The organism is Pandoraea sp. E26 (genome assembly GCF_000681415.1).
GTDB lineage: Bacteria > Pseudomonadota > Gammaproteobacteria > Burkholderiales > Burkholderiaceae > Pandoraea > Pandoraea pnomenusa.
The window spans coordinates 689,341-715,535 of the sequence record NZ_AYXJ01000009.1; the positions used below are offsets into that span (position 1 = coordinate 689,341).

22 protein-coding genes are annotated in these 26,195 nt (G+C 65.5%); 7 read left to right on the plus strand and 15 right to left on the minus strand.

Features of this window, described 5'->3' with window-relative positions; all coding sequences use genetic code 11:
- Positions 1–75: 75 nt before the first annotated feature.
- From W930_RS0108570 to W930_RS0108580, 3 genes are all read right to left on the minus strand, one after another.
- Positions 76–984, minus strand: coding sequence for a LysR family transcriptional regulator (locus W930_RS0108570; protein ID WP_023595412.1), 909 nt, complete (start codon positions 982–984; stop codon positions 76–78).
- A gap of 128 nt (positions 985–1,112) precedes the next feature.
- Positions 1,113–1,886 carry an SDR family oxidoreductase gene (locus tag W930_RS0108575; protein WP_023595411.1) on the minus strand — a complete coding sequence of 258 codons (774 nt, stop codon included), beginning with the start codon at positions 1,884–1,886 and terminating at the stop codon, positions 1,113–1,115.
- A 159-nt stretch (positions 1,887–2,045) separates the two neighbouring features.
- Positions 2,046–2,537 carry an Lrp/AsnC family transcriptional regulator gene (locus W930_RS0108580; RefSeq protein WP_023595410.1) on the minus strand — a complete coding sequence of 164 codons (492 nt, stop codon included), beginning with the start codon at positions 2,535–2,537 and terminating at the stop codon, positions 2,046–2,048.
- 123 nt (positions 2,538–2,660) lie between these two features.
- On the opposite strand from W930_RS0108580, the gene W930_RS0108585 reads away from it, so the two are divergent.
- The 7 genes from W930_RS0108585 to acnB all read left to right on the plus strand — a co-directional run bounded on the left by W930_RS0108585 (position 2,661) and on the right by acnB (position 11,998).
- Positions 2,661–3,791: a branched-chain amino acid ABC transporter substrate-binding protein gene (locus tag W930_RS0108585; protein ID WP_023595409.1), complete on the plus strand. Its 1,131-nt coding sequence runs from the start codon at positions 2,661–2,663 to the stop codon at positions 3,789–3,791.
- Positions 3,788–4,333, plus strand: a complete 546-nt coding sequence (locus tag W930_RS30790; protein WP_028730914.1) for a peptide deformylase — start codon at positions 3,788–3,790, stop codon at positions 4,331–4,333. Before W930_RS0108585 ends, W930_RS30790 begins: the two co-directional genes overlap by 4 nt.
- Positions 4,334–4,341: 8 nt before the next feature.
- Positions 4,342–5,289, plus strand: coding sequence for an aminotransferase class IV (locus tag W930_RS30795; protein ID WP_023871665.1), 948 nt, complete (start codon positions 4,342–4,344; stop codon positions 5,287–5,289).
- The gene (locus tag W930_RS0108600; protein WP_023871666.1) at positions 5,279–6,469 is read left to right on the plus strand and encodes a glycine C-acetyltransferase; all 1,191 of its coding nucleotides are present in this window, start codon (positions 5,279–5,281) and stop codon (positions 6,467–6,469) included. Before W930_RS30795 ends, W930_RS0108600 begins: the two co-directional genes overlap by 11 nt.
- A gap of 139 nt (positions 6,470–6,608) precedes the next feature.
- Positions 6,609–8,012, plus strand: a complete 1,404-nt coding sequence (locus tag W930_RS26685) for an MFS transporter (protein ID WP_023871667.1) — start codon at positions 6,609–6,611, stop codon at positions 8,010–8,012.
- Between the two features lie 21 nt (positions 8,013–8,033).
- On the plus strand, positions 8,034–9,293 hold the full coding sequence (gene argE / locus W930_RS0108610) for an acetylornithine deacetylase (RefSeq protein ID WP_023871668.1): 1,260 nt from the start codon (positions 8,034–8,036) through the stop codon (positions 9,291–9,293).
- Between the two features lie 119 nt (positions 9,294–9,412).
- Complete coding sequence (gene acnB, locus W930_RS0108615) at positions 9,413–11,998, plus strand: bifunctional aconitate hydratase 2/2-methylisocitrate dehydratase (RefSeq protein WP_023871669.1); 2,586 nt, start codon at positions 9,413–9,415, stop codon at positions 11,996–11,998.
- A 179-nt stretch (positions 11,999–12,177) separates the two neighbouring features.
- Here acnB and W930_RS0108620 read toward each other — a convergent pair whose 3' ends face one another.
- From W930_RS0108620 to W930_RS0108675, 12 genes are all read right to left on the minus strand, one after another.
- Positions 12,178–13,326: a YgeY family selenium metabolism-linked hydrolase gene (locus W930_RS0108620; protein WP_024788613.1), complete on the minus strand. Its 1,149-nt coding sequence runs from the start codon at positions 13,324–13,326 to the stop codon at positions 12,178–12,180.
- A gap of 20 nt (positions 13,327–13,346) precedes the next feature.
- The gene (locus W930_RS0108625) at positions 13,347–14,645 is read right to left on the minus strand and encodes an MFS transporter (RefSeq protein WP_028730917.1); all 1,299 of its coding nucleotides are present in this window, start codon (positions 14,643–14,645) and stop codon (positions 13,347–13,349) included.
- 268 nt (positions 14,646–14,913) lie between these two features.
- Positions 14,914–15,852, minus strand: a complete 939-nt coding sequence (locus W930_RS0108630) for an N-carbamoyl-D-amino-acid hydrolase (protein ID WP_023595402.1) — start codon at positions 15,850–15,852, stop codon at positions 14,914–14,916.
- Between the two features lie 88 nt (positions 15,853–15,940).
- Complete coding sequence (locus W930_RS0108635; protein ID WP_023871672.1) at positions 15,941–17,170, minus strand: Zn-dependent hydrolase; 1,230 nt, start codon at positions 17,168–17,170, stop codon at positions 15,941–15,943.
- A gap of 118 nt (positions 17,171–17,288) precedes the next feature.
- The gene (locus W930_RS0108640; RefSeq protein ID WP_023595400.1) at positions 17,289–18,551 is read right to left on the minus strand and encodes a diaminopropionate ammonia-lyase; all 1,263 of its coding nucleotides are present in this window, start codon (positions 18,549–18,551) and stop codon (positions 17,289–17,291) included.
- A gap of 45 nt (positions 18,552–18,596) precedes the next feature.
- Complete coding sequence (locus W930_RS0108645; protein ID WP_024788616.1) at positions 18,597–19,457, minus strand: MurR/RpiR family transcriptional regulator; 861 nt, start codon at positions 19,455–19,457, stop codon at positions 18,597–18,599.
- 279 nt (positions 19,458–19,736) lie between these two features.
- Positions 19,737–20,114: a VOC family protein gene (locus tag W930_RS0108650; protein ID WP_023595398.1), complete on the minus strand. Its 378-nt coding sequence runs from the start codon at positions 20,112–20,114 to the stop codon at positions 19,737–19,739.
- Between the two features lie 66 nt (positions 20,115–20,180).
- A complete protein-coding gene (locus W930_RS0108655) occupies positions 20,181–21,308 on the minus strand; it encodes an aminotransferase class V-fold PLP-dependent enzyme (RefSeq protein WP_023871674.1) in 1,128 nt (375 codons plus the stop codon).
- Between the two features lie 154 nt (positions 21,309–21,462).
- Positions 21,463–22,701 (minus strand): phenylacetate--CoA ligase family protein, encoded by a 1,239-nt coding sequence (locus tag W930_RS0108660; protein ID WP_023871675.1) that lies wholly within the window; start codon positions 22,699–22,701, stop codon positions 21,463–21,465.
- A 63-nt stretch (positions 22,702–22,764) separates the two neighbouring features.
- Positions 22,765–23,577 carry an ABC transporter ATP-binding protein gene (locus W930_RS0108665; RefSeq protein WP_023871676.1) on the minus strand — a complete coding sequence of 271 codons (813 nt, stop codon included), beginning with the start codon at positions 23,575–23,577 and terminating at the stop codon, positions 22,765–22,767.
- A gap of 115 nt (positions 23,578–23,692) precedes the next feature.
- Positions 23,693–24,967, minus strand: coding sequence for an ABC transporter substrate-binding protein (locus tag W930_RS0108670; RefSeq protein WP_224785322.1), 1,275 nt, complete (start codon positions 24,965–24,967; stop codon positions 23,693–23,695).
- 133 nt (positions 24,968–25,100) lie between these two features.
- The gene (locus tag W930_RS0108675) at positions 25,101–26,177 is read right to left on the minus strand and encodes a branched-chain amino acid ABC transporter permease (RefSeq protein ID WP_023871677.1); all 1,077 of its coding nucleotides are present in this window, start codon (positions 26,175–26,177) and stop codon (positions 25,101–25,103) included.
- Positions 26,178–26,195 lie beyond the last annotated feature (18 nt).

The following is a 26,195-nucleotide window of genomic DNA, read 5'->3' on the forward strand; positions in this document are numbered from 1 at the left end:
CGAATGTAATACAAAGGAAGGTAATTCGCCACCCTCGCTCGCCCGGGTTCGCCGCCCCCTTGACGGGCGCGAAGGTCACGCCTCCAGATGCGGCTGCATCAGCGCCTCGAACCAGTCGAGAAAGACGGTCAGGCGCCGCGAGCGTTGGCGGCGGTGCGGGTAAAGCAACGAGACCGGCATGGGCGCCGCGCGAGCTTCGGGCATGACCTCGACAAGTTCGCCGGAATCAAGCAGATATTGCACATCGAAACGCGGAATCTGGATCAGCCCCAGGCCCGCGCGACAACATGCGATGTAGTTTTCGGCATTGTTGGTCACCACCTGACTGGGAACGTCGAGGGCACGCGCCACGCCGCCTTCGTCGCGATACTCCCACGGCAACTCGCGCCCGGTTGTCGGCGACGCGTACCCGACGGCGCAATGCCCGGCGAGCAGGTCCTCCGGGCGACGGGGGGTGCCGAATTCCTCGAGATAGCCGGGACTTGCACAGTTGATCAGCGAAATCGCGCCCAGCGCCCGCACGACCAGACTGCTGTCGTGCAACAGGCCCACGCGTACCGCACAGTCCACGCCCTCCTGGACCAGATCGACGGCACGATCGCTCGATCGCAGCATCAGGCGCAGGCGCGGATGCCGGCGCAGCAGCGTCGGCAGCGCCGGCGCGATGAGCCGACGCGCGATCCGGCTGGGAACGTCGATCTGCAACTGGCCGGATACCTGGCGCTGGCTGGCGTGAAACAACAGGTCGATTTCCTCGGCGTCGGCCAGCAATCCCCGTACGCGCTCGAGCAGTTGCGTGCCGTCGGCGGTGAGCGTGACCCGCCGAGTGGTTCGATGCAGCACGCGTGTGCCGACCTGCGCCTCCAACTGCGCAATCGCGGCGGACACGGACGCGCGCGGCACCTCCAATGCGTGCGCCGCCTTGATGAAGCTGCCCATCTCCGCCACTTTCACGAAGATCCGGTATCGATCGAATCTATCCATGTCCGCCTTTTATCACGCCCCAATCGATCCGCCCCGACCCCGAATGAGCGCCGGCACGACGGCTCGTGCCCGAACGTCAGTTCGCGCCGCCGTCGTGTGGGTCCCGCGATCACGGACCGGGCGCGCACTCACTTGGTCGTGTAGCCGCCGTTGATGAGGATCGTCTGACCGGTGATCCACCATCCATCGCTTACCAGGTGGCGAATGAACGGCACGACGTCCTCGATGTCGGTCAGTCCTGTCTTGCTGAACGGTGACAACGCGGCCGCCGTCTTGTGATACGCCACGGCATCCTCGCCCTCGGCGGGGTAGAAGAACGGCGTGTCCATCGGCCCCGGTCCCACGGCAGTCACCGAAATGCCGCGCGCACCGAACTCCTTGGCCGCCGCGCGGGTGAAATGCTCCACCGGCGCCTTGGTTCCGGCGTACGACGCATAGAACGGCGTGAATGCGCCGAGCAGCGAGGTCACCAACGTGACGATCTTGCCATGATCGTTTACATGCTTGCCCGCTTCCTTCAGGAAGAAAAAGGCGGCCTTCGCGTTGACCGCGCTCATCTCGTCGTATTCCGCTTCGGTGATCTCGACGAGGGGCTTCTTGAGCACCTTGCCCACCGTGTTGATGGCGATATCCGGCCGTCCGACCGCATCGGTGGCATCGCGAAACAGGGTCTCGACGGCCGAAGCCGCACTCAAATCCGCCTGAAACGCCACCGCCCTGGCCCCCAGGGCTTCGACCTCGGCAACCGTCTCCTGTGCCGACGCCGCGCTCGCCGCGCTGTTGTAATGGATCGCAATGGCCCTGGCGCCGTGCCGTGCCAGATCGCGGGCGATCAGCCCGCCGAGATTCTTCGCGCCGCCGGCAATCAATACCACCTTGCCCTGAATTGCGTGGTCTGCCATGAAATGCTCCTTGCTGAAGGGGAGACTCCAATGTAGACACTCGGCGCACTTGCATAAACAACTTGAGTCTGGATGGATCATCCAGAAAATCGTACTAATCCACGCCTACCCCACGCCGGCCGCGATCGGCACACGTTCGGTTACGGCCCGACGTGCCGCTCACTCGCGCGCCTCGTCAAGCGGAAGCGACATGCCGAACTTCACGCGTGACATCACCACCATTGTCTCGAAGTGCCGAATATTCGGATTCTGACGAAAGACGCGCGTCGCAAACGCTTCGTAATGGTCGATGTCGCGCACGGCGATCATCATCGCGAAATCCGCGCGCCCCGTGACGACATAACACTGCATCACTTCCGGCACGGACTGAAGGAACCGCTTGAACTCGTCGAGCAGGTCGAGCCGCTCGCGCTCGACCTGGACCAACACCCACATCATGATAGGCAGCCCCACCTTGTTGGGATCCACGACCGAGATGTCCTTCTGGATGTACTTCTCTTCGCGCAGCCGCCTCACCCGCCTCAGGCAGGCTGGCGGACTCAGATTCACCTCGGCGGCCAGCGCCTGGTTGCTGATCTGGTTATCGACTTGCAGCAGAGAAAGAATACGCAGGTCGTATTCGTCGAGTGGCGTGGCGGGGTTCTGACTCATATTTCGCAAACACCCTGAAAAAAGAAATCCGGTTAAGCAAACATGATCCGCGCGAATATTGAATTTCGCGACCGGTCCCTAGAATCGTAGCATCGCCACCCGATCGATTCCATGGAGAAAATCATGTTCCCGAAAGCCCTTGCCGCCGCCGCCGCGGCCATGCTTTGCACCCTGAGCGTGCACGCGCAAACGGTGGTGACCATCGGCTATGCCGGCGCACTCACAGGCGCTCAGGCGCACTTCGGCAAGGACAGCGAGCGCGGCATTCGCCTGGCAATGGACGAGATCAATGCCACGCATCCGGTCATCGGCGGCAAGCCGGTCCAGTTCGCGCTCGACGCGCAGGACGACGGCGCCGACCCGCGCATCGCCACCACCGTGGCCCAACGCTTCGCCGACAACCGCGTGAGTGCCGTGATCGGCCATCAGAACTCCGGTACCTCCATCGCCGTGGCGCGTATCTACGCCCAACAGCACATCGCCGAACTCACGCCGTCGGCCACCAACCCAGAGTTCACGCGCCTCGGTTTCGACACGACGTTCCGCATGCTGGCCAACGACGATTACCTCGGGCAGGCCCTCTCGCAATACGTCGCCACGCAGTTGCGTGCGCGGCGCATCGCCGTCATCGACGACCGTACCGCCTACGGACAGGGCATCGCCGAAGTCTTTGCCCGCCAGGCCGAGAAGGCCGGGGCGAAGATCGTGGCGCGCGAGTATTCCACCGACAAGGCATTCGACTTCTCGGCCGTGCTGACCCGCGTCAAACGTGAAAATCCGGATGCCATTTTCTTCGGCGGCATGGATGCACAGGGCGGGCCGATGCTCAAGCAGATGCGTCAATATTCGATTGCCGCGCCACTGGTCGGCGGCGACGGACTTTGCACCGCTGAAATGATCCGGCTGGCGGGCGCCGCGCTCGACGGCAATCTCTTCTGTGCCGACGGGGGACGCAGCCTCGCCAAGATGCCGGGCGGCGCGGCGTTCGCCGCGAAGTTCCGCCAGAAGTACGGCGAGCCGGTCCAGCTCTATGCCCCCTATGCCTACGACGCCATGACCGCAATTTATCGCGCCGCCGTCGCCGCGCAATCCACGGACCCCGACAAGATCGTGCAAGCGCTGCACCACGTGTCGTTCAGCGGTGTCACAGGGCAGATCGCATTTGACGAGCGCGGCGATCTGCGCCAGCCGGCCGCCACCATCTCCACCTACAAGGAAGGCAAGAAAATGGCTTTGACCGAGGTATCGAAATGAGTCTCGACATTCTCCGGGTCGGATCGCCCGGCCTGCGCGAAGTGGCCGCCGAGGTCACGCGTCTGGACGACCCCGTCGTCGTGCGTGAAGCCAACGCGCTGGGCGAGGCGATCCGGGCGTTCCGGGCGGAACACGGTTTCGGACGCGCCATCGCCGCGCCGCAAATCGGCATTCGCAAACGCATGATCGGACTGGCCATGCCGGGATGGCCCGACGTCATCGTCAATCCGCAGATCGTGTGGACCAGCAGCGAACGCATGACGCTCTGGGACGACTGCATGTGCTTTCCGGACATGCTCGTGCGGGTGGCGCGCTTCGCGTCGATCTCCGTGGACTTTCTGGACATGCGCGGCGAGCGGCATCTCCGGCAGGCGCTCGGCCGCCCGGAATCCGAACTGCTGCAACACGAGATCGACCATCTCGACGGCAAGCTCTCGTTCGATCGCGCCGTCGGCGAAAACGCCGTCGTGCACCGCACGGTCTTCGAGGCGCACCGCGCGGCCTTCGCCGCACAAGTCGACTACTTTCCTCAACCTCTGTGAGAGACGTGATGACCCGCCCCGACGTTGGCCGCATCGACGGTCTGACCTACCCCCCGGGCACGGCCTTCATGGCCGGCCAATACCTTCCCATGTCCGAGGCACGCATCTCCGTGCTCGACTGGGGGTTGCTGCACTCCGACGTGACCTACGACACCGTGCACGTCTGGAATGGCAGGTTCTTCCGGCTGGATTTGCATATCGCGAGATTCCGCCGCTCGCTCGAGAAGCTGCGCTTGCGAGTGGCGTACGACGACGACGCGCTGCGCGACATCCTCGTCGAGTGCGTCCGACGCTCCGGGCTGCGCAACGCGTACGTCGAGATGCTGTGCACGCGCGGCCTCTCGCCGACATTCAGCCGCGACCCGCGCGACGCCGCGAACCAGTTCGTCGCGTTCGCCGTGCCCTACGGTTCGGTGGCCAACGCCCGGCAACTCAAGGAAGGATTGCATCTGCACCTGATCGATACCGTACGTCGGATCCCGCCGGAGTCGGTGGACCCGCAGATCAAGAACTACCACTGGCTCGATCTGGTCACCGCCCAATTCCAGGGGTTCGACGCCGGGGCGGAGACCGTCGTCATCAAGGACATGGACGGCAACGTTGCCGAAGGCCCGGGCTTCAACATCTTCGCGGTCAAGGAAGGCGCCCTGTACACGCCCGAGCGCGGTGTGCTGCATGGCATCACCCGCCGTACGGTGTTCGACATTGCCGAACGACTCGGCATCGAAGTGCACGCGGGCAACGTGAGCGAAGCACAACTGCGTCACGCCGACGAGATCTTCATCACGTCGACGGCAGGCGGCATCATGCCGGTCACGCGCCTGAACGACGTCGCCGTCGGCGATGGCATGCCGGGCGAGCTGACCCGGACGATCTTTCGCACCTACTGGGATTGGCACGACGATCCGGCCTGGACGCTGGCGGTCGACTACGACGGGGCGGATCGTGTTCGCTGAGGCGCTGCGCTCCCGTCTCGAAGCCCGCCGGCAAGCGCTCGTCGAGCGGCACGCCCTCAAGCGCGAGATCGCGATCGGCTCGCCGCAGGGCGGCCGCATCACCGCGCACACGAGCGCCGCCGAGGCGCCACGCGGGTATCTCAATCTGTGCGCCAACAATTACCTCGGGTTGGCTGGCGACGCCCGCATCGTCGAGGCGGCGACGGAAGCCATTTCGCGCTTCGGCCTGGGCATGGCCTCGGTTCGCTTCATCAGCGGCACGCATGCGCTGCATTGGGAACTGGAGCAACGGCTGGCCGACTTTCTCGGCACCGAGGCATGCGCGCTGTTCCCTTCGGCTTTCGACGCCAACGGCGCGCTCTTCGAGGCGCTGTTGAGCGATGAGGACGCCGTGTTCTCCGACGCGCTCAATCATGCGAGCATCATCGACGGCATACGCCTGAGCCGGGCCGCCCGCTTTCGTTACGCGCATCGCGATGTCGACAGCGCCGCGCGGGCCTTCGACGAAGCGAACGACGCCCGCGCACGTCTGCTGGTGAGCGACGGCGTGTTCTCCATGGATGGCACGCAGGCACCGCTCCAGGCCCTGGCCGCGCTGTGTCGAGAGCGCCAGGCGCTCTTCGTCGTGGATGACTCGCATGGCATTGGGGTCATCGGCGAGACGGGGCGCGGAACCGCCCAGGCGCAGGCGCAGACCGCCGCGGTCGACGTTTTCGTCGGCACGCTCGGCAAGGCGCTGGGTGGCGCGGCCGGCGGATTCGTGGCGGGGCCGCAGGCCGTGGTCGATACGCTGCGCCAGTTCGGACGCCCCTATCTGTTCTCCAATGCCCTGATGCCCGCGATCGCCGCCGCCGCGCTTCGCGCCCTGGACCTGATCGAACAAGGTCAGATCGACTTCGCGCGCCTGCGAGCGATGAGCGTCTATTTGCGCGAGCGCCTGACAGCGGCAGGCTTCGATGTCATCCCTGGCGACCATCCGATCGTGCCGGTTCGCTTCGGAACGTCGGCACGTGCTCAGGCCGCCGCGTCGGCGCTCGCGCAGCGCGGCATTCTGGCGCAAGCGTTCTCGTACCCGGTCGTTCCCGAGGGGCAGGCCCGTTTGCGGCTGCAGGCGTCACTCGCGCTGTCCGACGACGACCTCGACCGGGTCGTGGAAGCATTCCGCTCGATGCGCCACTAGCACCGCGGAAGCGTTCGCGCACCAGCGGCCACAAGGCCGGCCGCATTCCCCCTCCCGTCGTCGCCAGCGCCGGTCCGAGCCTCGGACGCGGCCTGTCCCTTCACGGGCGTACTTCCCTGTCCACTCATCAGGTTGCCTCATGAACTCGAACCCTTCCCAAGCGCATGACAACTGGCCACACGCCGCCGCGCCGGCCGACACCCATCTTCCTGCCGCCGTCACCGACATCCCGGGTAGCGCCGCCGATAGGCCATGTCCGACAGGCACCCGCCGCACGACACAGACACAGGCCAGACGCGCAGTCGTGGCCGCCTCGCTCGGCAACATCCTCGAGTGGTACGACTTTGTGCTCTACGCCTACTTCTCGCCACAAATCGCCCATCACTTTTTCCCGGCGGCCAGCGAATCGACGTCATTTCTCGTCGCGATCGCCACGTTCGGCGTGGGTTTCGTCGCGCGCCCGGTGGGCGCCGCCGTTCTCGGGGCGTACGGCGATCGTGCGGGACGCAAGGCCGCCCTGCTGGTCGTGATCCTGCTCATGGCGATCGGCACGGCGATGATCGGTCTCACGCCCGCGTTCGACACGGCGGGCGTGTATGCCTCGATATCGATCGTGATCGCGCGCGTATTGCAGGGCTTCGCGTCCGGCGGCGAATGGGGCGGCGCCACGAGCTTCATCGTCGAATACGCACCTGCGCATCGTCGCGGCCTGTACGGCAGTTGGCAGCAGGCCAGCCTTGCCGTCGCGCTGCTGCTGGGCTCGCTCACCGCTGGCGTCATGACCTGGTTCATGTCGACACAGGCCCTGAATGACTGGGGATGGCGCGTGCCGTTCGTGCTGGGCGCGGTCGTCATCGGCACCTTCGGCTTCTGGCTGCGGCGCAACGTCGACGAGCCGCCGCGCGGCGGCGCGCAAGCCGGGACGTCTCCGTCATCGCCCATTCGCACCGCACTGCGTGAGCAGCGCCGCGCCCTTGGCATCGGCAGCCTCTTCACGATCGGCTGGACCGTCACCAACTATCTCTACCTGTTGTACATGCCCATCTACCTGACGCGCACGCTGGGACTGCCCGCGAGCGAGGCGCTGGCCGCCGTGAGCCTGCAGATCGCCTGCTTCATGGTCCTGTCACCGGTGATGGGGCGACTATCCGATCGGTGGGGCCGTCGTCCGCTCATGAGCGCCGGCGCACTGTGCGTTCTCGTCGGCACATACCCGCTGTTCGCCTTCATGTCGGCTCATCCGCACACGCTGCCGGTGCTCGGTGCGCTGTGCCTGCTCGCCACCTTCATGGCGATGATGACGGGACCCGCCCCGGCCTGGCAGGTCGAGCTGTATCCGGCCGCGGTGCGCACCACTTCCATCTCGCTGAGTTACAACGTGTCCGTCACGATCTTCGGCGGCTTCGCCCCGTTCGTCGCGACATGGCTCATCGGGACCACGGGCAACGTGCTCTCGCTTACCTGGTACATCGCCGCCGGGGCGCTCGCAAGCCTCGTCGCATCGCGGCTCTCGCGCGAGACGGCGCACTCGGCATTGATCTGACGCCCGCGACAGGAACTCCCCATGGCATCGTCCAAACCCATCCCCCCGTCCACCGACAACGACACCGTCGCCGCCTCATGTCGCGACGAGCCCGGGCAACCGGCGTCGAGCGCCGCCATCGAATGGATCTCGCGCCTGATCGCGATCGATACGACAAGCCGCCAGTCCAATCTCGGCCTGATCGAAGCGGTTCGCGACGACCTCCGATCCCACGGGGTGCATGCCTGGCTCGACTACGACGCGAGCGGCGCCAAGGCCAACCTCTTCGCCACCCTGCCGGCGAGCGACGGCCGCACGCAAGGCGGCATCGTACTGTCCGGGCATACCGACGTGGTACCGGTCGACGGCCAGGACTGGCACAGCCCGCCGTTCTCGCCGACAGTGCGAAACGGTCGCCTTTACGGGCGCGGGGCGTGCGACATGAAGGGCTTCATCGGCACCGTCATGAGTCGGGTGCCGGCGTGGTGCGCAACGCCACCCGGGGTGCCGGTCCATCTCGCCTTCTCGTACGACGAGGAGGTCGGGTGCCTCGGCGTCTCGCCCATGCTCGCCGCCATGGCGCGCCGCAATATCCGGCCGCAAGGCTGCGTGGTGGGCGAGCCGACCGGCATGCGCGTGATCGTCGCGCACAAGGGCATCAATATCTACCGTTGCTGCGTTCACGGGCATGCGGCGCACTCCTCGCTCACACCGCGCGGAGTCAACGCCATCGAGTATGCGGCGCGACTGATTTGCCACATTCGCGATGTTGCGGACGCCTTTGCGGCCAACGGTCCCTACGACGACGGTTTCGATGTCCCGTTCAGCACGGCGCAGACCGGCACGATCTCAGGGGGGATCGCCCTGAACACGATTCCCGCCGCGTGCGAATTTGTCTTCGAATACCGGAATCTGCCCGGTGTCGACGCCGACGCCGTGTTCGCCCGGATCGAGGCGTTCGCCGCGCAGACCCTCATTCCGGAGATGGCACGGGTGCATCCGAACGCCACGATCCGGTTCACGAAGATCGCCGCCCCGCCGTCGATGCAGGCGCCCGCGTCGGCGCCCTTCGTGCAGTTGATGCACGCCCTCACGCGCGACACCGCCGCCCGCAAGGTCTCCTACGGCACGGAGGCCGGCTTCTTCCAGCGCGCCGGCATCCCGACGGTGGTCTGCGGCCCCGGCAGCATCGAACAGGCCCATCAGCCCGACGAATTCGTGGCGCTGGCCGAGATCGCCCGATGCGAACGGTTTCTGTCGAAGCTCATCGCGCCTTCCACCACAGTCTCAACTCTTATATAAGACATAAGACATTTGACCGCACCTGGCATAGGGACTAAAATCTCGGGCAAAAGCAGTATTGGAAAAAGCCTTGGAGGTCTGACACCCTCCCCCGAAACGCACCACCAGCAGGTCTTCTCATGCTCGAAAACTATCGTGCTCACGTGGCCGCCCGCGCCGCGCTTGGTATTCCCCCCTTGCCGCTGACGGCGCAGCAGACCGCTGAACTGGTCGAGCTGCTGACCAATCCGCCGGCCGGCGAAGCGCAAACGCTGCTTGATCTCATCACCCATCGCGTGCCCGCCGGCGTGGACGAAGCCGCCCGCGTGAAGGCCGGTTTCCTGGCCGCCGTGGCCAAGGGCGAAACCGCCTGCTCGCTCATCTCGCGCGCCCGCGCCACCGAACTGCTCGGCACCATGCTGGGCGGCTACAACATCCAGCCGCTGATCGAACTGCTGTCCGATGCCGAAGTCGGCACGGTCGCGGCCGACGCGCTGAAGAACACCCTGCTGATGTTCGATCAGTTCCATGACGTGAAGGAGCTGGCCGACAAGGGCAATGCCAACGCCCGCGCCGTGCTGCAAAGCTGGGCCGACGCCGAGTGGTTCACGAGCCGCCCGGAAGTGCCGCAAAGCCTGACCATCACCGTGTTCAAGGTGCCGGGCGAAACCAACACCGACGACCTCTCGCCGGCCCCGGACGCCACGACCCGCCCGGACATCCCGCTGCACGCGCTCGCCATGCTCAAGAACGCGCGTCCGGGCATCACCCCGGAAGAAGACGGCAAGCGCGGCCCGGTCAAGTTCATCGAATCGCTCAAGGAAAAGGGCCATCTCGTCGCCTATGTGGGTGACGTGGTCGGCACGGGTTCCTCGCGCAAGTCCGCCACCAACTCGGTGCTGTGGTTCACGGGCCAGGACATCCCGTTCATTCCGAACAAGCGCTTTGGCGGCGTGTGCCTGGGCAGCAAGATCGCTCCGATCTTCTACAACACGATGGAAGACGCCGGCGCGCTGCCGATCGAGCTCGACGTGTCGAAGATGGAAATGGGCGATGTGGTCGAGCTGCGTCCGTACGAGGGCAAGGCCCTGAAGAACGGCGAAGTGATCGCCGAATTCCAGGTCAAGTCCGACGTGCTGTTCGACGAAGTGCGCGCCGGCGGCCGTATTCCCCTGATCATCGGTCGCGGCCTGACGGCCAAGGCCCGCGAAGCGCTGGGTCTGCCACCGTCCACGCTGTTCCGTCTGGCGCAGCAACCGGCCGATAGCGGCAAGGGCTTCTCGCTCGCGCAAAAGATGGTCGGCCGTGCCTGCGGTCTGCCCGAAGGGCAAGGGGTCCGTCCGGGGACCTATTGCGAGCCGAAGATGACGTCGGTGGGCTCGCAGGACACCACCGGTCCGATGACTCGCGACGAACTCAAGGATCTGGCGTGCCTCGGCTTCTCGGCCGACCTGGTGATGCAGTCGTTCTGCCACACCGCCGCGTATCCGAAGCCGGTCGACGTGAAGACGCACCAGACGCTGCCGAACTTCATCGCCACGCGCGGCGGTATCGCGCTGCGCCCGGGCGACGGCGTGATTCACTCGTGGCTGAACCGTATGCTGCTGCCCGACACCGTCGGCACGGGCGGCGACTCGCACACCCGCTTCCCGATCGGCATCAGCTTCCCGGCCGGTTCGGGCCTGGTCGCCTTCGCGGCCGCCACCGGCACCATGCCGCTGGACATGCCGGAATCGGTACTGGTGCGCTTCAAGGGCAAGATGCAGCCGGGCGTTACGCTGCGCGATCTCGTCAACGCGATTCCGCTGTATGCCATCAAGCAGGGGCTTCTGACCGTTGCCAAGCAAGGCAAGAAGAACATCTTCTCGGGCCGCATCCTCGAGATCGAAGGCCTGCCCGACCTGAAGGTCGAGCAAGCGTTCGAGCTGTCGGACGCCTCGGCAGAGCGCTCGGCCGCCGGTTGCACGGTGCATCTGAACAAGGAGCCGATCATCGAGTACCTCAACAGCAACGTCACGCTGCTGAAGTGGATGATCGCGCAGGGCTACCAGGATCCGCGCAGCCTGCAACGCCGTATCACGGCAATGGAGCAGTGGCTGGCCGATCCGAAACTGCTCTCGCCGGATGCCGACGCCGAGTACGCTGCGGTGATCGAAATCGATCTGGCCGACATCCATGAGCCGATCGTGGCCTGCCCGAACGACCCGGACGACGTGAAGACGCTGTCCGACGTCGCCGGCGCCAAGATCGACGAGGTGTTCATCGGCTCGTGCATGACCAACATCGGTCACTTCCGCGCCGCGTCAAAGCTGCTCGAAGGCAAGCGCGACATTCCGGTCAAGCTGTGGGTCGCGCCGCCGACGAAGATGGACCAGAAGCAACTGACGGAAGAAGGTCACTACGGCGTGTTCGGCACGGCCGGTGCACGCACGGAAATGCCGGGCTGCTCGCTGTGCATGGGTAACCAGGCACAAGTGCGCGAAGGCGCGACCGTCATGTCGACCTCGACCCGCAACTTCCCCAACCGCCTGGGCAAGAACACGAATGTGTATCTCGGCTCGGCGGAGCTGGCGGCGATCTGTTCGCGTCTTGGCAAGATCCCGTCCAAGGAAGAGTACATGGCCGACATCGGCGTGATCAACACCAATGGCGACAAGATCTACAAGTACATGAACTTCGATCAGATCGAGGACTTCAAGGCCGTCGCCGACACGGTGCAGGCCTGAGCACGAGGCTGATGCGCGGCGTGGGTTCCACGCCGCCGCGTCGGCCGCTGCCACCTCCTCGCCAATGCAAATGGCGCCGCGAACGTTCTGTTTGCGGCGCCATTTTCGTTTCAGCCTGTGTTCGTGGCGACAATCCGGTCCGCCTGCCGGTGGAACCGACGTCACACATTAGCGCAACCTCACCCCGTCGCCAGTTCGAGCGCGAGCTCCCGGTAGATGTCGCGCGCCCCTTCGAGTTGCTCCAGAGCGATCGACTCGTCGATGGTGTGCGCATCCTCTTCGTTGCCCGGCCCGAGCCCGATGGTGGGAATACCGCGTCGCCCGGCCGATTCCGATCCGTTGGTGCAAAAGCGCCACGTACCGAGCGTGGCCACGCGCCCCGCCGCCTGCGCCGCGCGGCCGGCCGCCGAGACCAGCGCATGGTCATCGGCGATCTGCCACGCAGGCAGCCAGCGGAACGGTCGCGCGCAGCACCCCGTGAACGTCCTCACCTTGTCGCCCGTGACCGCGAGCGTGAAGCGCGTCAGCCCCTCGGCGCGCAAGCGCGCCTCGATCGCCGAGAGCACGTCCTGCGACGTTTCGCCCGGGAGCGTGCGGCGGTCGAAACGAATCGTCGTCGCCGTCGGTATCATCGATATCGACGGGTACGGCGTGGAGACGATGTCGGTGGGCACCAGCAGGGCGTCGCCCAGCGACGCATGCGTGGGCAACGACAGATCCTGCAAGGCGATCAGGGCGCGGGCCGCCGCGTGCAACGGATTGACGCCGACCTCGGGCGACGCCGCATGTGCGGGCGTGCCCTCGAACGTCAGAAGCATCTCCATGCGCCCCTTCTGCCCCGACTTGATCTGGAGCTTCGACGGCTCGCAGATGATCACGGCGGCGGGTGCGCATCGGTCGAGCACCGGCGCCAGCGCGAAGCCTTCGATCACCTCTTCCATCACGCTTGCCGACACCGCCACCCGGCGGGTGAGTCGCCCCGTCGCCGCGGCTTGCGCCGCGCCGCACATGGCGGCCGCGACGCCCCCCTTCATGTCGGTGCTGCCACGCCCATAGAGGCGTCCATCGCGGATTTCGCCGCCGAACGGCGCGACTGACCATTCGCCGACCACCGGCACCACATCCATGTGGCCGTCGAAGAGCACGGCGACGTCCGCGCCCGCCGGGCCAATCAGCCCGAGCACCGACCCGTTCTCGTCGCGATGGATCTCGTCGAAGCCGAGCTCGCGCATACGCGCTTCGACCAGCGCCGCCATGCCTGCCTCGTCACCCGAGAAACTCGGCGTGCGCACCATCTCCTGCGTCAACGCAATGACATCGATCGTCATGACGTAGCGTCTCCTTCGTCTCAGCGATTGACCAGCCGGGCCGGCACGCGCAACACCAGGATGGCACCGATGAACGCGAAGCTTGCAAGGAAGTACATACCCCAATCCGTCGAGCCGGTCGTGTCCTTGATCCAGCCGATGACGTACGGGCTGACAAAGGCGGCCAGTCCGGCGAAGGCGTTGATGCCGGCAATGCCCGCGGCCGCACTGCGCCCCTCGAGGAAGGCCGTCGGCAGACTCCAGAAGAGCGGCGAGCAGACCATGCAACCGGCCGCGGCCACCGAGAGCATCGCCACGGCGACCGGCGGGTTATGGCCGAACAGTGTCGACAGGATGAGCCCGACGCCGCCCACGACGAACGGAATCACCATGTGCCAGCGGCGCTCGCGCGTCTTGTCCGAATGACGGCAAACCAGCACCATCGACACGACCGCACACGCGTTGGGCACCGCGGTCAGAAGACCGATTTCGAGCAGAGACTTCACGCCGGTCGACTTGATCACCGAGGGAATCCAGAAAGCCAGGCCCGACAGGCTCGACACAGTGCAGTAGCAGATCAGCGCCATGTGCAGCACGCGACGATCCTGCAGCAGCTTCCACAGCGACACGTGTTCGGTCTTCTCGCGCGTCTCGGCGGCGACGTTGTGCGCCAGGCGCGCTTTCTCCGCGTCGGAGAGCCAACGTGCATCGGCAATGCGGTCGTCCAGGTAGAACAACACGGCGGCGCCCAGCACCATCGACGGCACGGCCTCGATGACGAACATCCACTGCCAGCCCGCAAAGCCATGGCCCATGTGGAACGACTGCATGATCCAGCCCGAGAGCGGCCCGCCGAGAATGCCCGCGAACGGCACGGCAGTCATGAAGATCGCCACGATCTGGCCGCGACGCGCCGACGGAAACCAGTACGTGAGGTACAGGATGATGCCGGGATAGAAGCCCGCCTCGGCCGCGCCGAGCAGGAAGCGCAGCACGTAGAACTGGGTCGGCGTCTGCGTGAAAGCCATGGCCGCGGAAATGAGCCCCCAGAGGATCATGATGCGTGCAAGGGTCTTCTTGGCGCCGATGCGATGCATCAGCACGTTGCTCGGCACTTCGAACAGGAAGTAGCCGATGAAGAAGATGCCGGCGCCGAGGCCGTACACCGTCTCGGAGAAGCCGAGATCGTCGAGCATCTGCAGCTTGGCGAAGCCGACGTTGACCCGGTCAAGGAACGCGGCGACGTAGCAGAGCATCAGGAACGGCACCAGCCGCCATGCGACGCGGCGGTACAGGGCATTGTCGGCGGCGTCGCTCAGGACACGGGAATCGGCATGCATGGGTTGGCCGGGCGAGTTGCCCGCAAGTGATGCAGGGGACGGTGCGTTTTTCATCATAGGCTCCAGCGCGAAAAATATCGTGACGAACTGTTGGCCAGGCGTGATGCGCACGAAGACTTCGGCATAAGCTTCGGGCAACACGTTCCCCTGCGGGCCTCGCGGCCTGCATGGCTGTGATGGGGGTTGGGATGAACCGGGAGACGTCGCGGTGCCTGCCGCGCGCCTCCGTGTCAGACGCCTGCGCGTCCTGCGCCCTGGGCGCGGGCGCTCACGCCTGCGGAACCACGGCGCCGCGCCGTTCGACGATCATGCGATACGCCTCGGGACGGCGGTGCTTTGCAAAATTGAAGGTCGTGCTCTTGTACGAGTTGCACAGGTCGAGGTCGCAGCGCGCGATGGCCAGCTCGTCGCCCTTGGTCGAACAGGCAGCCACCACTTCGCCCGAGGGCGCGATGATGCAGCTCCCGCCGATCATCTCGCAGCCCTCTTCCTTGCCCGCCTTGGCCACACCGACCACCCACGTGCCGTTCTGGTACGCCCCGGCCTGCATGACCAACTGGTTGTGGAACATCGACAGATCGTCGTGTTCCGGCGCGGGCGGATTGTGAACCGGCGTGTTATAGCCGAGCAGGATCATCTCCACGCCCTGCAGGCCCATCACGCGATAGGTCTCCGACCAGCGACGGTCATTGCACAGGGCCATGCCCATCACGCCGCCGAAGCCGCGCCACACGCCGAACGCATCGCCCGGTTCGAAGTAGTACTTCTCCAGGTGCTGGAACGCGCGCCACGGCTCGTTCTCCGCATGGCCCGGCAGGTGCACCTTGCGATACTTGCCGATGATGCCGCCGTCGGCGCCGACCAGGATCGACGTATTGAAGCGATGCGGACAACCGGCGTCGTCGAGCGCGATTTCGGCGTAGCCGAGATAGAACCCGATGCCCAGGCGTCTGGCCGTGTCGAATAGCACCTGCGTTTGCGGGCCAGGCATTTCGCGCTCGTAGAAGGCATCGATCTCGGCCGGATCTTCCATGTACCAGCGCGGGAAGAAGGTCGTGAGCGCCAGTTCGGGGAAGACGACGAGATGGCAGCCCATCGCGTGCGCGTTGTGCAGGTGAGCGAGCAGGCGCTCCATCACGTCGGCACGGGAATCGGCGCGCTGGATGGGTCCGAGCTGCGCGGCGGCGACGTTGACGATACGGGACATGACGTTATCTCCTTGATGAATCTCTTCGAAACCCTGCGCGTCCGGCGTACCGGACGCCTCCTCCAGGGGTGGTGCGGCTGCGGCGGGTTCAGGCGGCAAGTTCCGTCATGAGCGCGAGCAGCAGATTGGCCCCGGCGTCGATATCGGCGTCGTGGGTGAATTCGGCAACGTTGTGCGACAGGCCCTTCACGCTCGGCACGAAAATCATCCCGGCAGGGCAGACCCGCGCGAGCATCTGCGCGTCGTGCCCCGCACCGCTGGGCATGCGGCGCACCGAGTGGCCGCGCTCTCGTGCGAGCGCCTCCACCCGCTCGACGATGCGTTCGTCGAACTGCACCGGAGCGAAATCCGCCAGCGAGCGTCGTGTGATGCGAACGCCTTCGGCCTCGGCCACGGCGTCGGCCTTCGCGAAGACACGGCGCACGGCCTCGGCGAGCGCATCGCCGTCGGTGTTGCGCAGGTCGACAGTGAAGACGGCCCGGTTCGGAATCACGTTGACCAGATTGGGCGACACCGTGACATGGCCAACGGTCGCCAGCTGCGCACCCCCCAGTTCGCGGGCCACGTCGCGTGCGTACGCGGCGATCGCGTAGGCGGCGTGGCCCGCGTCATGACGCATGCGCATCGGCGTGGTGCCGGCATGATTCGACACGCCCTCGACCGTGAACTCGGTCCAGTGAATGCCCTGCACGCCCGTGACCGCGCCGATCGTGACGCCCTCGTGCTCCAGCACCGGCCCCTGCTCCACATGCAGTTCAACGAACGCGTGGACGTCGGGCGCGCCGACCGCATGCGTGCCGTCGAACCCGATGCGCGTGAGGTTCTCGCGCACGGACGTGCCGTCGATCCCCACCGTGTCGAGCGCTTCGTCGAGCGGCATGCCGCCCACGTAGACGAGACTGCCCATCATGTCCGGCGAGAAACGGGCACCCTCCTCGTTCGTGAAGAAGGCCACCGCGAGCGGGCGACGCGTGACGATGCCTGCATCGTTGAGCGACGCAATGACCTCCAGGCCGGCAAGCACGCCGAGGTTGCCGTCGTATCGCCCGCCCGTTCGAACGGTGTCGATGTGCGAGCCGGTCATCACAGGCGGGCCGGCCTCGCTTCCCGCGCGCACACCCACGACATTGCCGATGGCGTCCACGCTCACCGCGAGCCCGAGCTCGCGCATCCAGCCCTCGACGAGACGGCGACCTTCGCCGTCGGCGTCGCTCAGTGCCAGGCGGCAGCAACCGCCTCCGTCGATCGCGCCGACTTGCGCCAGCGCGGCGATACGCCCGAGCAGGCGCGGCAAGTCGATACGGGGGACCGGCGGCATATTCGGGTCCGCCGCCACTGCGCCAGCCCCGGAAGTGTTGAAAAGCATGCTCATGATGCGTTCGTGCCCTGAATTCGCTGATGCGTTGATGCGTTGATGCGCTTGTGCCTTTATGCGGCTATGCGGCCCGCTTGACGGCAGCCGCTGTCACGGCTTCGGCAGGCATGCCGACGATCGTCTCGAACAGCACCGGATCCGTGGCGCCTTCGCTGCCGAAGACCAGCACGCGGCTCGAGGCATCGAGCCCCAGTTCGGCCCGCGCGTGCGCATCGGCGGCAGCGCCCAGGCACCCGGCCAGCCCGGCCACGGCCGATTCGCCGGCGACCATCGGCGCGTCGCCGAAGCGGCCTTGCGCGAGCATGCGCATCGTCTCCAGCGCAGAGGCGTCGTCGATGGTCAGAAACGCGTGCGCGCCCGGGCGCAGGATCTCCCACGCCAGCAACGACACCTCGCCACAGGCCAACCCGGCCATCACCGTATCGAGCTCGCCATGCACGGCCACCGGTTCCCCGGCGCGCGCGCTCTCGTAAAGACATGCGGCCTTGTCCGGCTCGACCACGACGAATCTCGGACGTGCCGCGCCGCGCACTTCGAGCGTTTCCCAGAAATGGGCGAGCACGGCAGCGGCCAGGCCGCCCACGCCGCCTTGCAGGAATACGTGCGTCGGCAGCTGCCCCGTCGCGTCGCGGAACTGGCGCAGCGCTTCGTCGGCCATGACAGCGTAGCCCTGCATCACGTCCTTGGGCACCTCCATGTAGCCGGGGTACGACGTGTCCGATACCACGAAGCGGCCCAGGCGCGAAGCGTCGTCGGCGGCCTGGCGCACCGCGTCGTCGTAGTTGCCCGCCGTGCGCACGACCTCGGCGCCGTAATGCGCAATGGCGTCGACGCGCCCCTGGCTGACCGTCGCGTGCACGTAGATCACGCACTGGCAGCCGAAGCGCTGCGCCCCCCATGCCACCGAGCGCCCGTGGTTGCCATCGGTGGCGCACGTCACGCACAGCGTGCGGGTCAGATCGGCGAAGCGTCCCGAGAGCAGGTCGGCCACGCTCACGCCCTGTTGCCCCGTGCGGGCTTCGATTTCGCGGATCAGCAGGCGACTCACGGCGTACGCCCCACCCAGCGCCTTGAAGCTTCCCAGGCCGAAGCGTCCCGCCTCGTCCTTGTAACGGATCTGCGCCACGCCCGCCGCGCGCGCCAGCCCGTCGAGTGCGACGAGCGGCGTCTCGGCGTAGCCCGGCCAGCGCGTGATTTCACGCGCGGCGGTGGCAAACGCGTCACCTCCCAGAATGGCACGGCGCGCGTCGCCATAACGCGCCCCAGGCTCGACGGCCGGGTTCGCGAAACACTGCAGGCGCAGATTGGGAAGGGGGTGGGTCATATGTGCTCCTCGGTTTCTGAATGGATCTGTCGGTGTCGATACCGGCTAGCGGCGCAAGTCGCCGTAGTCGTCATGCAGGCGCTCGATGTGGGCAAGCCGCTCGCGCGCCGCATCGCCAAGGGCCAGCCCAAGGCGCGTGCAAAGGTGGTTGATGACGCTCATCGCCGCAACGTAGGAATCGAACATGCCTGCGGTGCGATTCACGCAGCGCAGCACGATGTCGCTGCGCGCCGGCAGCTCCGTGGCGGTCGGATCGGTGAGGATCACCACGCGAGCGCCAACGCGATTGGCGTGTTCGACCATCGGGCGCAGCAGCGTGACGCGGCGGCGAAAGTCCATGACGACGAGCACGTCGTCGGCGGACATGTCGGCCAGGTCTTCCGCCAGGTTCAGGCCCGCGCCCGGCACCAGCAGCACGCCGTCTCGCACCTGCGTAAGCAATGCCCACATGTACTGGGCGAGCACGCGGCCGTTGCGAAAGCCCGCGATGAAGACGCGCCGCGCATTCGCGCCGATCTCCGCCGCGCGGTCCAGGTCGGCCGCGGCAATGCGCTCGAACGTGTGCGCGAGGTTCTGAAGGTCGGCCGCCAGATGCGCGCCCATGGCGCCTTCCGGCGTGTCGCCCGCCGTCTCGGGCGTGGAGATGCCCGCCAGCGCGAAGAGCGGCGACCCGTGGTCGGCGTCCTCGCGCATGCGGGTGCGCAATTCGTTGAATGTCTCGTAGCCCAGACGCTTGAAGAAGCGCGCCGCCGAAGCCTTCGAGACTTCCGCCATCTCCGCGAGCTCGGTCGCGGAATACGACGCCAATTGCGACAAGTGCGCGAGCGTCACATCCGCAAGACGTTTCTCGCTGGGCGTGAAGTCGTCTTGCAGTTGCAGGATGCGGTCTTGAAGCGTGCCGTTCATGGTGTTTTCCAATCGGCCCATCCGTTTCCGGCGGGCGCAAAGTTGCGGGTCCCAGCATGCTGCCATCGTCTGCGCCGCTTGCGCTGTTTGCGTCGCGCTTATCACGGGGCATCCTGCTTTTGGAACTTGTGTTTCAGTAAACTATGTAAACGAAAATAAAGTGTCAAAAGGAAAAAAATAAAGCATCGGCGCGGCGCCAAAGAAAATGCCCGCCAGTCGGCGGGCATGGGAGGGAGCAGACAAAGCGCTCGACTGTCCTGCGTGAGCGCCTGGCGACGGCTACTGCGAAGCGATCCACCAAGTGGTGCCGGAGGCGTCCTGAACACCGCCGCGAAGATCGTCGTCTTCCCGCTTGCGCAGCGGCGCCTGCACGACCGTCGCTCCTGCGGCCACAGCCCGCGCGAAAACGGCCGATACGTCCGGCACATAGAGGTGAATGTGCGGCGCGGTCGCGACAATCTCGGTCACCCCGCCGCCGAGCATCAATACGCTGTCGTCGATCCTGACTTCCGCATGCATGAGCGAACCGTCGGGCCGGTCGAAGCGGCGCAGCAGCACACCGCCGAACGCAGTCTCGACGAACCGGATCAATGCCTCGGCATCCGGACAGATCAGGTAAGGGCTCATCGAGGGATAGCTTTCGGGCTTCCAGGACATCGTTGACGCTCCGTGAGGTTGTACGACATTCGATTCAGGCGCACAGGTTTGCGCGCCCGCCGGCAATCACGCGACGCTGTCCAACGCCTTGGCGAATCGCGCCACCGCGCCTTCCACGTCATGGAGCTTGTCCAGACCGAACAGGCCGATGCGGAACGTCTTGAAGTCCTCCGGCTCATCGACGCGAAGTGGTACGCCCGCGGCAATCTGCAAGCCGGCGTCGGCGAACTTCTTGCCGGTGCGGATGCCATCGTCGTCGGTGTAGCTGACCACGACCCCCGGCGCCTGAAAACCTTCGGCGGCCACGCTCCGGAAGCCCTTGGCCGCGAGCAATGCGCGAATGCGCCTGCCGAGTTCCAACTGCTCGGCACGCACCTTTTCGAATCCGTAAGCCTCGGTTTCCTTGATCACGTCGCGCAATACCGCGAGGCTGTCCGTGGGCATGGTGGCGTGGTATGCGAAGCCGCCCTTCTCGTAGGCTTCCATGATCTGCAGCCACTGTCGAAGATCGCAGGCGAAGCTCGTGCTCGTCGTGCCCTCGATGCGCTCGCGCGCCAGGGCACTGAGCATCACCAGCGCGCAACAGGGAGAAGCGCTCCAACCCTTTTGCGGCGCGCTGATCAGCACGTCCACGCCAACCGCTTTCATGTCGACCCACACGGTGCCCGATGCGATGCAATCGAGGACGAACATGCCGCCAACGGCATGCACGGCATCGGCGACGGCACGCAGATAGTCGTCGGGCAACATCATGCCCGAGGCGGTTTCCACGTGCGGGGCGAACACCAGGTCCGGCTTGTTCGCCCTGATCGCGGCCACGACCTCGTCGATCGGCGCGGGCGCGTAGGCCGCCTGTCTGCCCGACTCGACCGGCCGCGCCTTGAGCACGAGGGTCTCGGAAGGAATACCGCCCATGTCGAAAATCTGCGACCAGCGGAAGCTGAACCAGCCGTTTCGAATGACGAGGCACTTCTTGTTCGTCGCGAACTGGCGGGCAACGGCCTCCATGCCGAAAGTCCCGCTGCCCGGCACGACGATGACCGAATTCGCGTTGTAGACCCGTTTCAGGCCATCGGAAATGTCGCGCATGACGCCCTGAAAGCGCTGCGACATGTGGTTGATCGACCGGTCGGTGTACACGACCGAATATTCGAGGAGTCCCTCGCGGTCGACATCGGGAAGTAGTCCTGGCACGTCAGCCTCCGATAATTGGCGAATACGAACATCGAAAGCAGATTCTAACGAAATCCCCTCCGGCGCACAGCCAATCATTCGGATGGGCGAGATGCCGTCGAATCGCGCCTTGCGCGAGCACCCGGGTATCGGTCGACGGTCCCCGCCGGACGGGTCAATCGTAGGCCCGGGCGTCCTCCACGAGCTTGCCGTCGGCCGGCAGCGAGCCCAATGCCACGAAGTCGACTTCGCCGCGCAGGCGGGTCACGTCGCGCAGCGTCTCCTGGACGCGCGCCGCCAACCCCTCCGGCGGGGCCTCGCTCGTCTCGCACAGCAGCCGCATGCGATCCTCGCCGACGCGCCCCTCCACGCGCAAGCGAACGCGCCCCAGCTCCGGGTACCGCTTCCCGATCTCGCCGACCTGGCCGGGATGCACGAACATGCCCCGCACCTTGACCGTCTGGTCGGCCCGTCCCAACCATCCCGTCAAACGCATATTCGTGCGCCCGCACGGGCTGACGCCAGGCGCTATCGCGGAGAGATCGCCGGTGGCAAACCGAATCAACGGGTAGTCGGGATTGAAGTTCGTCACGACCACTTCGCCGATCTCACCGTCCGGCACCGGCTTCGTTCCGCCCGGCTCGACCAGCTCGACCAACACGTTCTCGTCGACGATCAGCCCGGCCTGCGCGTCGCTCTCGAAAGCGATCAGGCCCAGATCCGCCGTGCCGTACAACTGACGCGCCGTAATGCCCCGGCCGTTGAACCACGCACGCAACGACGGCGGCAAGGCCTCGCCAGAAAGGGTTGCGCGACGGATGCAACCGATGTCGACGCCGGCGGCCTCGCTCTTCTCGATCAGGATCTTCAGGAATGACGGCGTGCCAGCATAGGCCACCGGCATCAGATGGCGGATTGCCTCGAGCTGCAACTCCGTCTGCCCGACGCCGGCCGGGAATACACAACACCCCAGCCTCGTCGCGCCCGTCTCGATCATCATGCCCGCGGGGGTGAAGTGATAGGAATACGTGTTGTAGACGAGGTCGCCCGGGCGCAGCCCCGCAGCAAACATGGCACGCGCGAAGCGCCACCAGTCGCTGCCCCGACCGTCCGGTTCGTAGATCGGGCCCGGCGATTGGTAGACGTGCGCGAGCGCGCCGATCGGGGTCGCATTCAGTCCACCCAGCGGCGGATGACGTCGCTGGAACGCCGACAAATCCGATTTACGTGTGACGGGCAGCGCGGCGAGCGCGGCGCGCGAGCCGATCGCCGCCGGATCGACATCGCCGAGCACTTGGGAAAAATACGCCGCGTTCGCACGCGCGTGCGAGACCTGCGCCGGCAACGCCGCCAGCAGCGCCTTCTCGCGAACCTCCGGCGCACGGGTTTCCAGCGTGTCGAAGTAGTCGTTCATAGAGACGGAAATTCGTTGGGGATTAACGGTCTGTCGTGTGCATCGCGCCGCTTGCCGGGCTGCCTAGGCAATCCAGCGCTTGCGTCGACGGTAGCTCTTGACGTTGCGGAAGCTGCCCGCGCTGCTGGCGCCGTCCTTGGCGATGCCCAGATAGAATTCCTTCACGTCCTCGTTGTCGCGCAGCGACGCCGCGTCGCCGTCCATCACCACGCGCCCGTTTTCGAGGATGTAGCCGTAGTCCGCATAACGCAGCGCCGCCATGGTGTTCTGCTCGGCCAACAGGAAGCTCACGTTCTCGCGCTGATTCAGGTCGCGCACGATCGTGAAGATCTCTTCGACGATCTGCGGCGCGAGTCCCATCGATGGCTCATCGAGCAGAATCATCGACGGCTGCGCCATCATGGCGCGCCCGATCGCGCACATCTGCTGTTCCCCGCCCGACGTGTAACCGGCTTGCGACTTGCGGCGCGTTTTGAGACGCGGAAAGTACGCGTAGATGCGCTCCAGCGCCTGTTGCTGCGCACTGCGCGACGCGTGCCTGACATAGGCGCCCGTGAGCAGGTTTTCCTCGATCGTCAAATGCCCGAAGCAGTGACGCCCTTCCATCACCTGAATCACGCCGCGCTTGACCAGCCCGTTGGGCGTGAGCTTCTCGACCCGTTCACCGCGATAGTCGATGGTGCCCTTCGTCACCTCGCCGCGCTCGGCATGCAGCAGGTTGGAAATCGCCTTGAGCGTCGTGCTCTTGCCCGCGCCGTTGGCGCCGAGCAGCGCCACGATCTTGCCCGCGGGCACGGTCAGCGAAACGCCCTTGAGCACCAGAATCACGTGGTCGTAGATGACTTCGATATTGTTGACGCGCAAACTCGCTTCCATGCCTGACTCCGAAATCGTTGCCACCGGGTCCCGATGATGGCGACCCTGCCTGTCGCGCGCACGTCGCCCACGCCGTGGTGCACAGCCCCGCTGCCGGCGCGGGCGACGACGTCGATCACATCTTGTAGCAGGCCGGCGTAATGCCCTTCTCCTTGGCATATTGCTTGGCCGACGCCTCGAACAGCGGGTGAATCAGACGGCGGTTGCCCTCGATCCAGTCGGACACCATGACCCACTTGGCGCCATCCCATTGCTGGATGCGAACCTTCCCCGAGCCCTCGTGATCCTCGCAGCTCGTCTTGATGTCGGGCAGCAGGCCGGTCGCACCGATCGCCTTGAGCCGGGCGGCGTCGATATTCAGGTTTTCGAACGCCCAGCGCACTTGCACGGGCGTCATCACCTTGCCTTTGCCGAACTTGTTCTGCGCCGTATTGAGCGCCTCGACGGTGGCGACCGCGGCGGACACGCCCCGGTTATAGAGTACCGAGCCCACCTTCGACGGGTCCTGCATGTTGCCCTTGCCCGCGCCGTAGACCACCTTGTCGATGTCGGCAATCAACGGCACCTGCTTGCCCGCCACGTTCCACGTGGCGCTCATGTAGCCCTTGGCGGCCGGTCCGGCGGGAATCGTGTCTTCCTCCGAGCCTGCCCACCAGCTGCCGATGATCTTCTCGCGCGGATAGCCGACCTTCTGCGCGGCCTTGAGCGCCGTCTGGTTCATTACGCCCCACCCCCAGAAGACCACGTAGTCGGGGTTCTCCTGACGAATGCGCAGCCACTGCGCCCCCTGCTCGTTGCCCGGATGCGCCACCGGAATCTCCACCAAGGTGAATTTGTGGATCTTCGATTCGGCCTGCATCGCCACGATCGGCTCCTTGCCGTAAGCCGAGTCGTGATACAGGTAGACGATCTTCTTGCCGGCGAGCGAGCCGCCGTTCTTGTCGGCGAGGAACTTGATGATGGCCGACGCCTGCATCTGATAGGTCGTGACCAGCGGGAAAGCCCACGGGAACACGGAGCCGTCCACGGCGTCGGTGCGGCCGTAGCCCATCATCACGAGCGGCACCTGGTCGGTGGCCGTCTTGTCGATCAGCGCATACGAGATTCCGGTGGCCATGGTGTGATATGCGGTGCCCTTGGTGACCGGATTCTTGCCCTTGAGGCGCTCGTAGCACTCCACGCCCTTGGCGTTGTTGTACTCGGTCTCGCACTCTTCCCACGTGAGCTTCACACCGTTCACACCGCCGTTTTTCATATTCACGTACTGCAGATAGTCGATGAACCCGCCGTAGAACGACTGACCGTTCGCGCCATACGGACCGACGCGGTAATCCGCGAGTGCGATGAACTGGTCATTCGACTGGGCGAGCGACGTGCCCGCCGCGCCCATGCCGAGCGCGAGCGCCACGCCCAACGATGCCGTCAACTGTTTCGTGTTCATGCTGTGTCTCCGTCTGTGGTTTTATCTGTGGCAAAACGTGCGCCGGCAACACGCGATGTCTCGCGCGCCGTCCGGGTGGACTTCAGTGCGGGAAAGGCCAGATGCGCAGCTTCTCCTTGGCGATTTGCCAAAGCCGCGCCAGCCCGTGCGGCTCGACGATCAGGAAAAAGATGATGAGACCGCCGAACATCATCAACTGGATGTGCGAGACGGTGGCGTTGGTAAAGGGCAAGTGCAGGAATGCGGCAACGGGAGGCAAGGTGCTGTCGAGCAGAATGGGCAGCAGCAGAATGAAGGCCGCGCCAAGAAAGCTGCCGAGAATGCTCCCCACCCCGCCGATGATGATCATGAACAGGATGCGAAACGACAGGTCGAGGGAAAAGCCATCCGGCTCGACCGAGCCCAGATAGCAATAGGCGTAGAGCGCGCCGGCCACGCCGCAGTAGAACGAGCTCACGGCGAACGCCAGCAGTTTCACCCGCATGAGCGGAATGCCGATGACCTCGGCCGCCACGTCCATGTCGCGCACCGCCATCCAGGCGCGACCGATGTGCGAGCGCACCAGATTCTTCGCCACGAGTGCCATGAGCGTGACCACGCCCAGCACGAAGAGGTATTTGCGCACCGGCGTGTCCACGTCGAACCCGAACACGGAGATCTTCTGCGCGGTGATCACCCCCGACGAGCTGTTGTTGGAAAGCCAGGGGAATTTCGTCAGCACCCAGAGCACGAAGAACTGCGCGGCGAGCGTGGCGACGGCCAGATAGAACCCCTTGATGCGCAGCGACGGCAGGCCGAACGCAATGCCCACCAGCGCCGCGCAGACCCCGCCCAGCGCGAACGAGGCCAGAATCGGCATGCCCTCGATACGCAACTGGAAGTTATACGACGCGTAAGCCCCCACCGCCATGAACGCCGCCGTGCCGAGCGACAACTGTCCCGCATACCCGGTGAGGATGTTCAGCCCCAGCGCCGCGAGCGAGAACACGAGGAAGGGCACGAGAATGGCCGTGAGCCAATATTCCGAGGCAATCCACGGCAGCACGCCAAACGCCACCGCCAGCAACGCGCCGACGGTCAGCCGGTCCTGCCGGATCGGGAAAATCTGGCTATCCGCTTCATATGAGGTCTTGAACTGCCCCGCTTCGCGATAAAACATGTCTGGCCCCTGCGATAT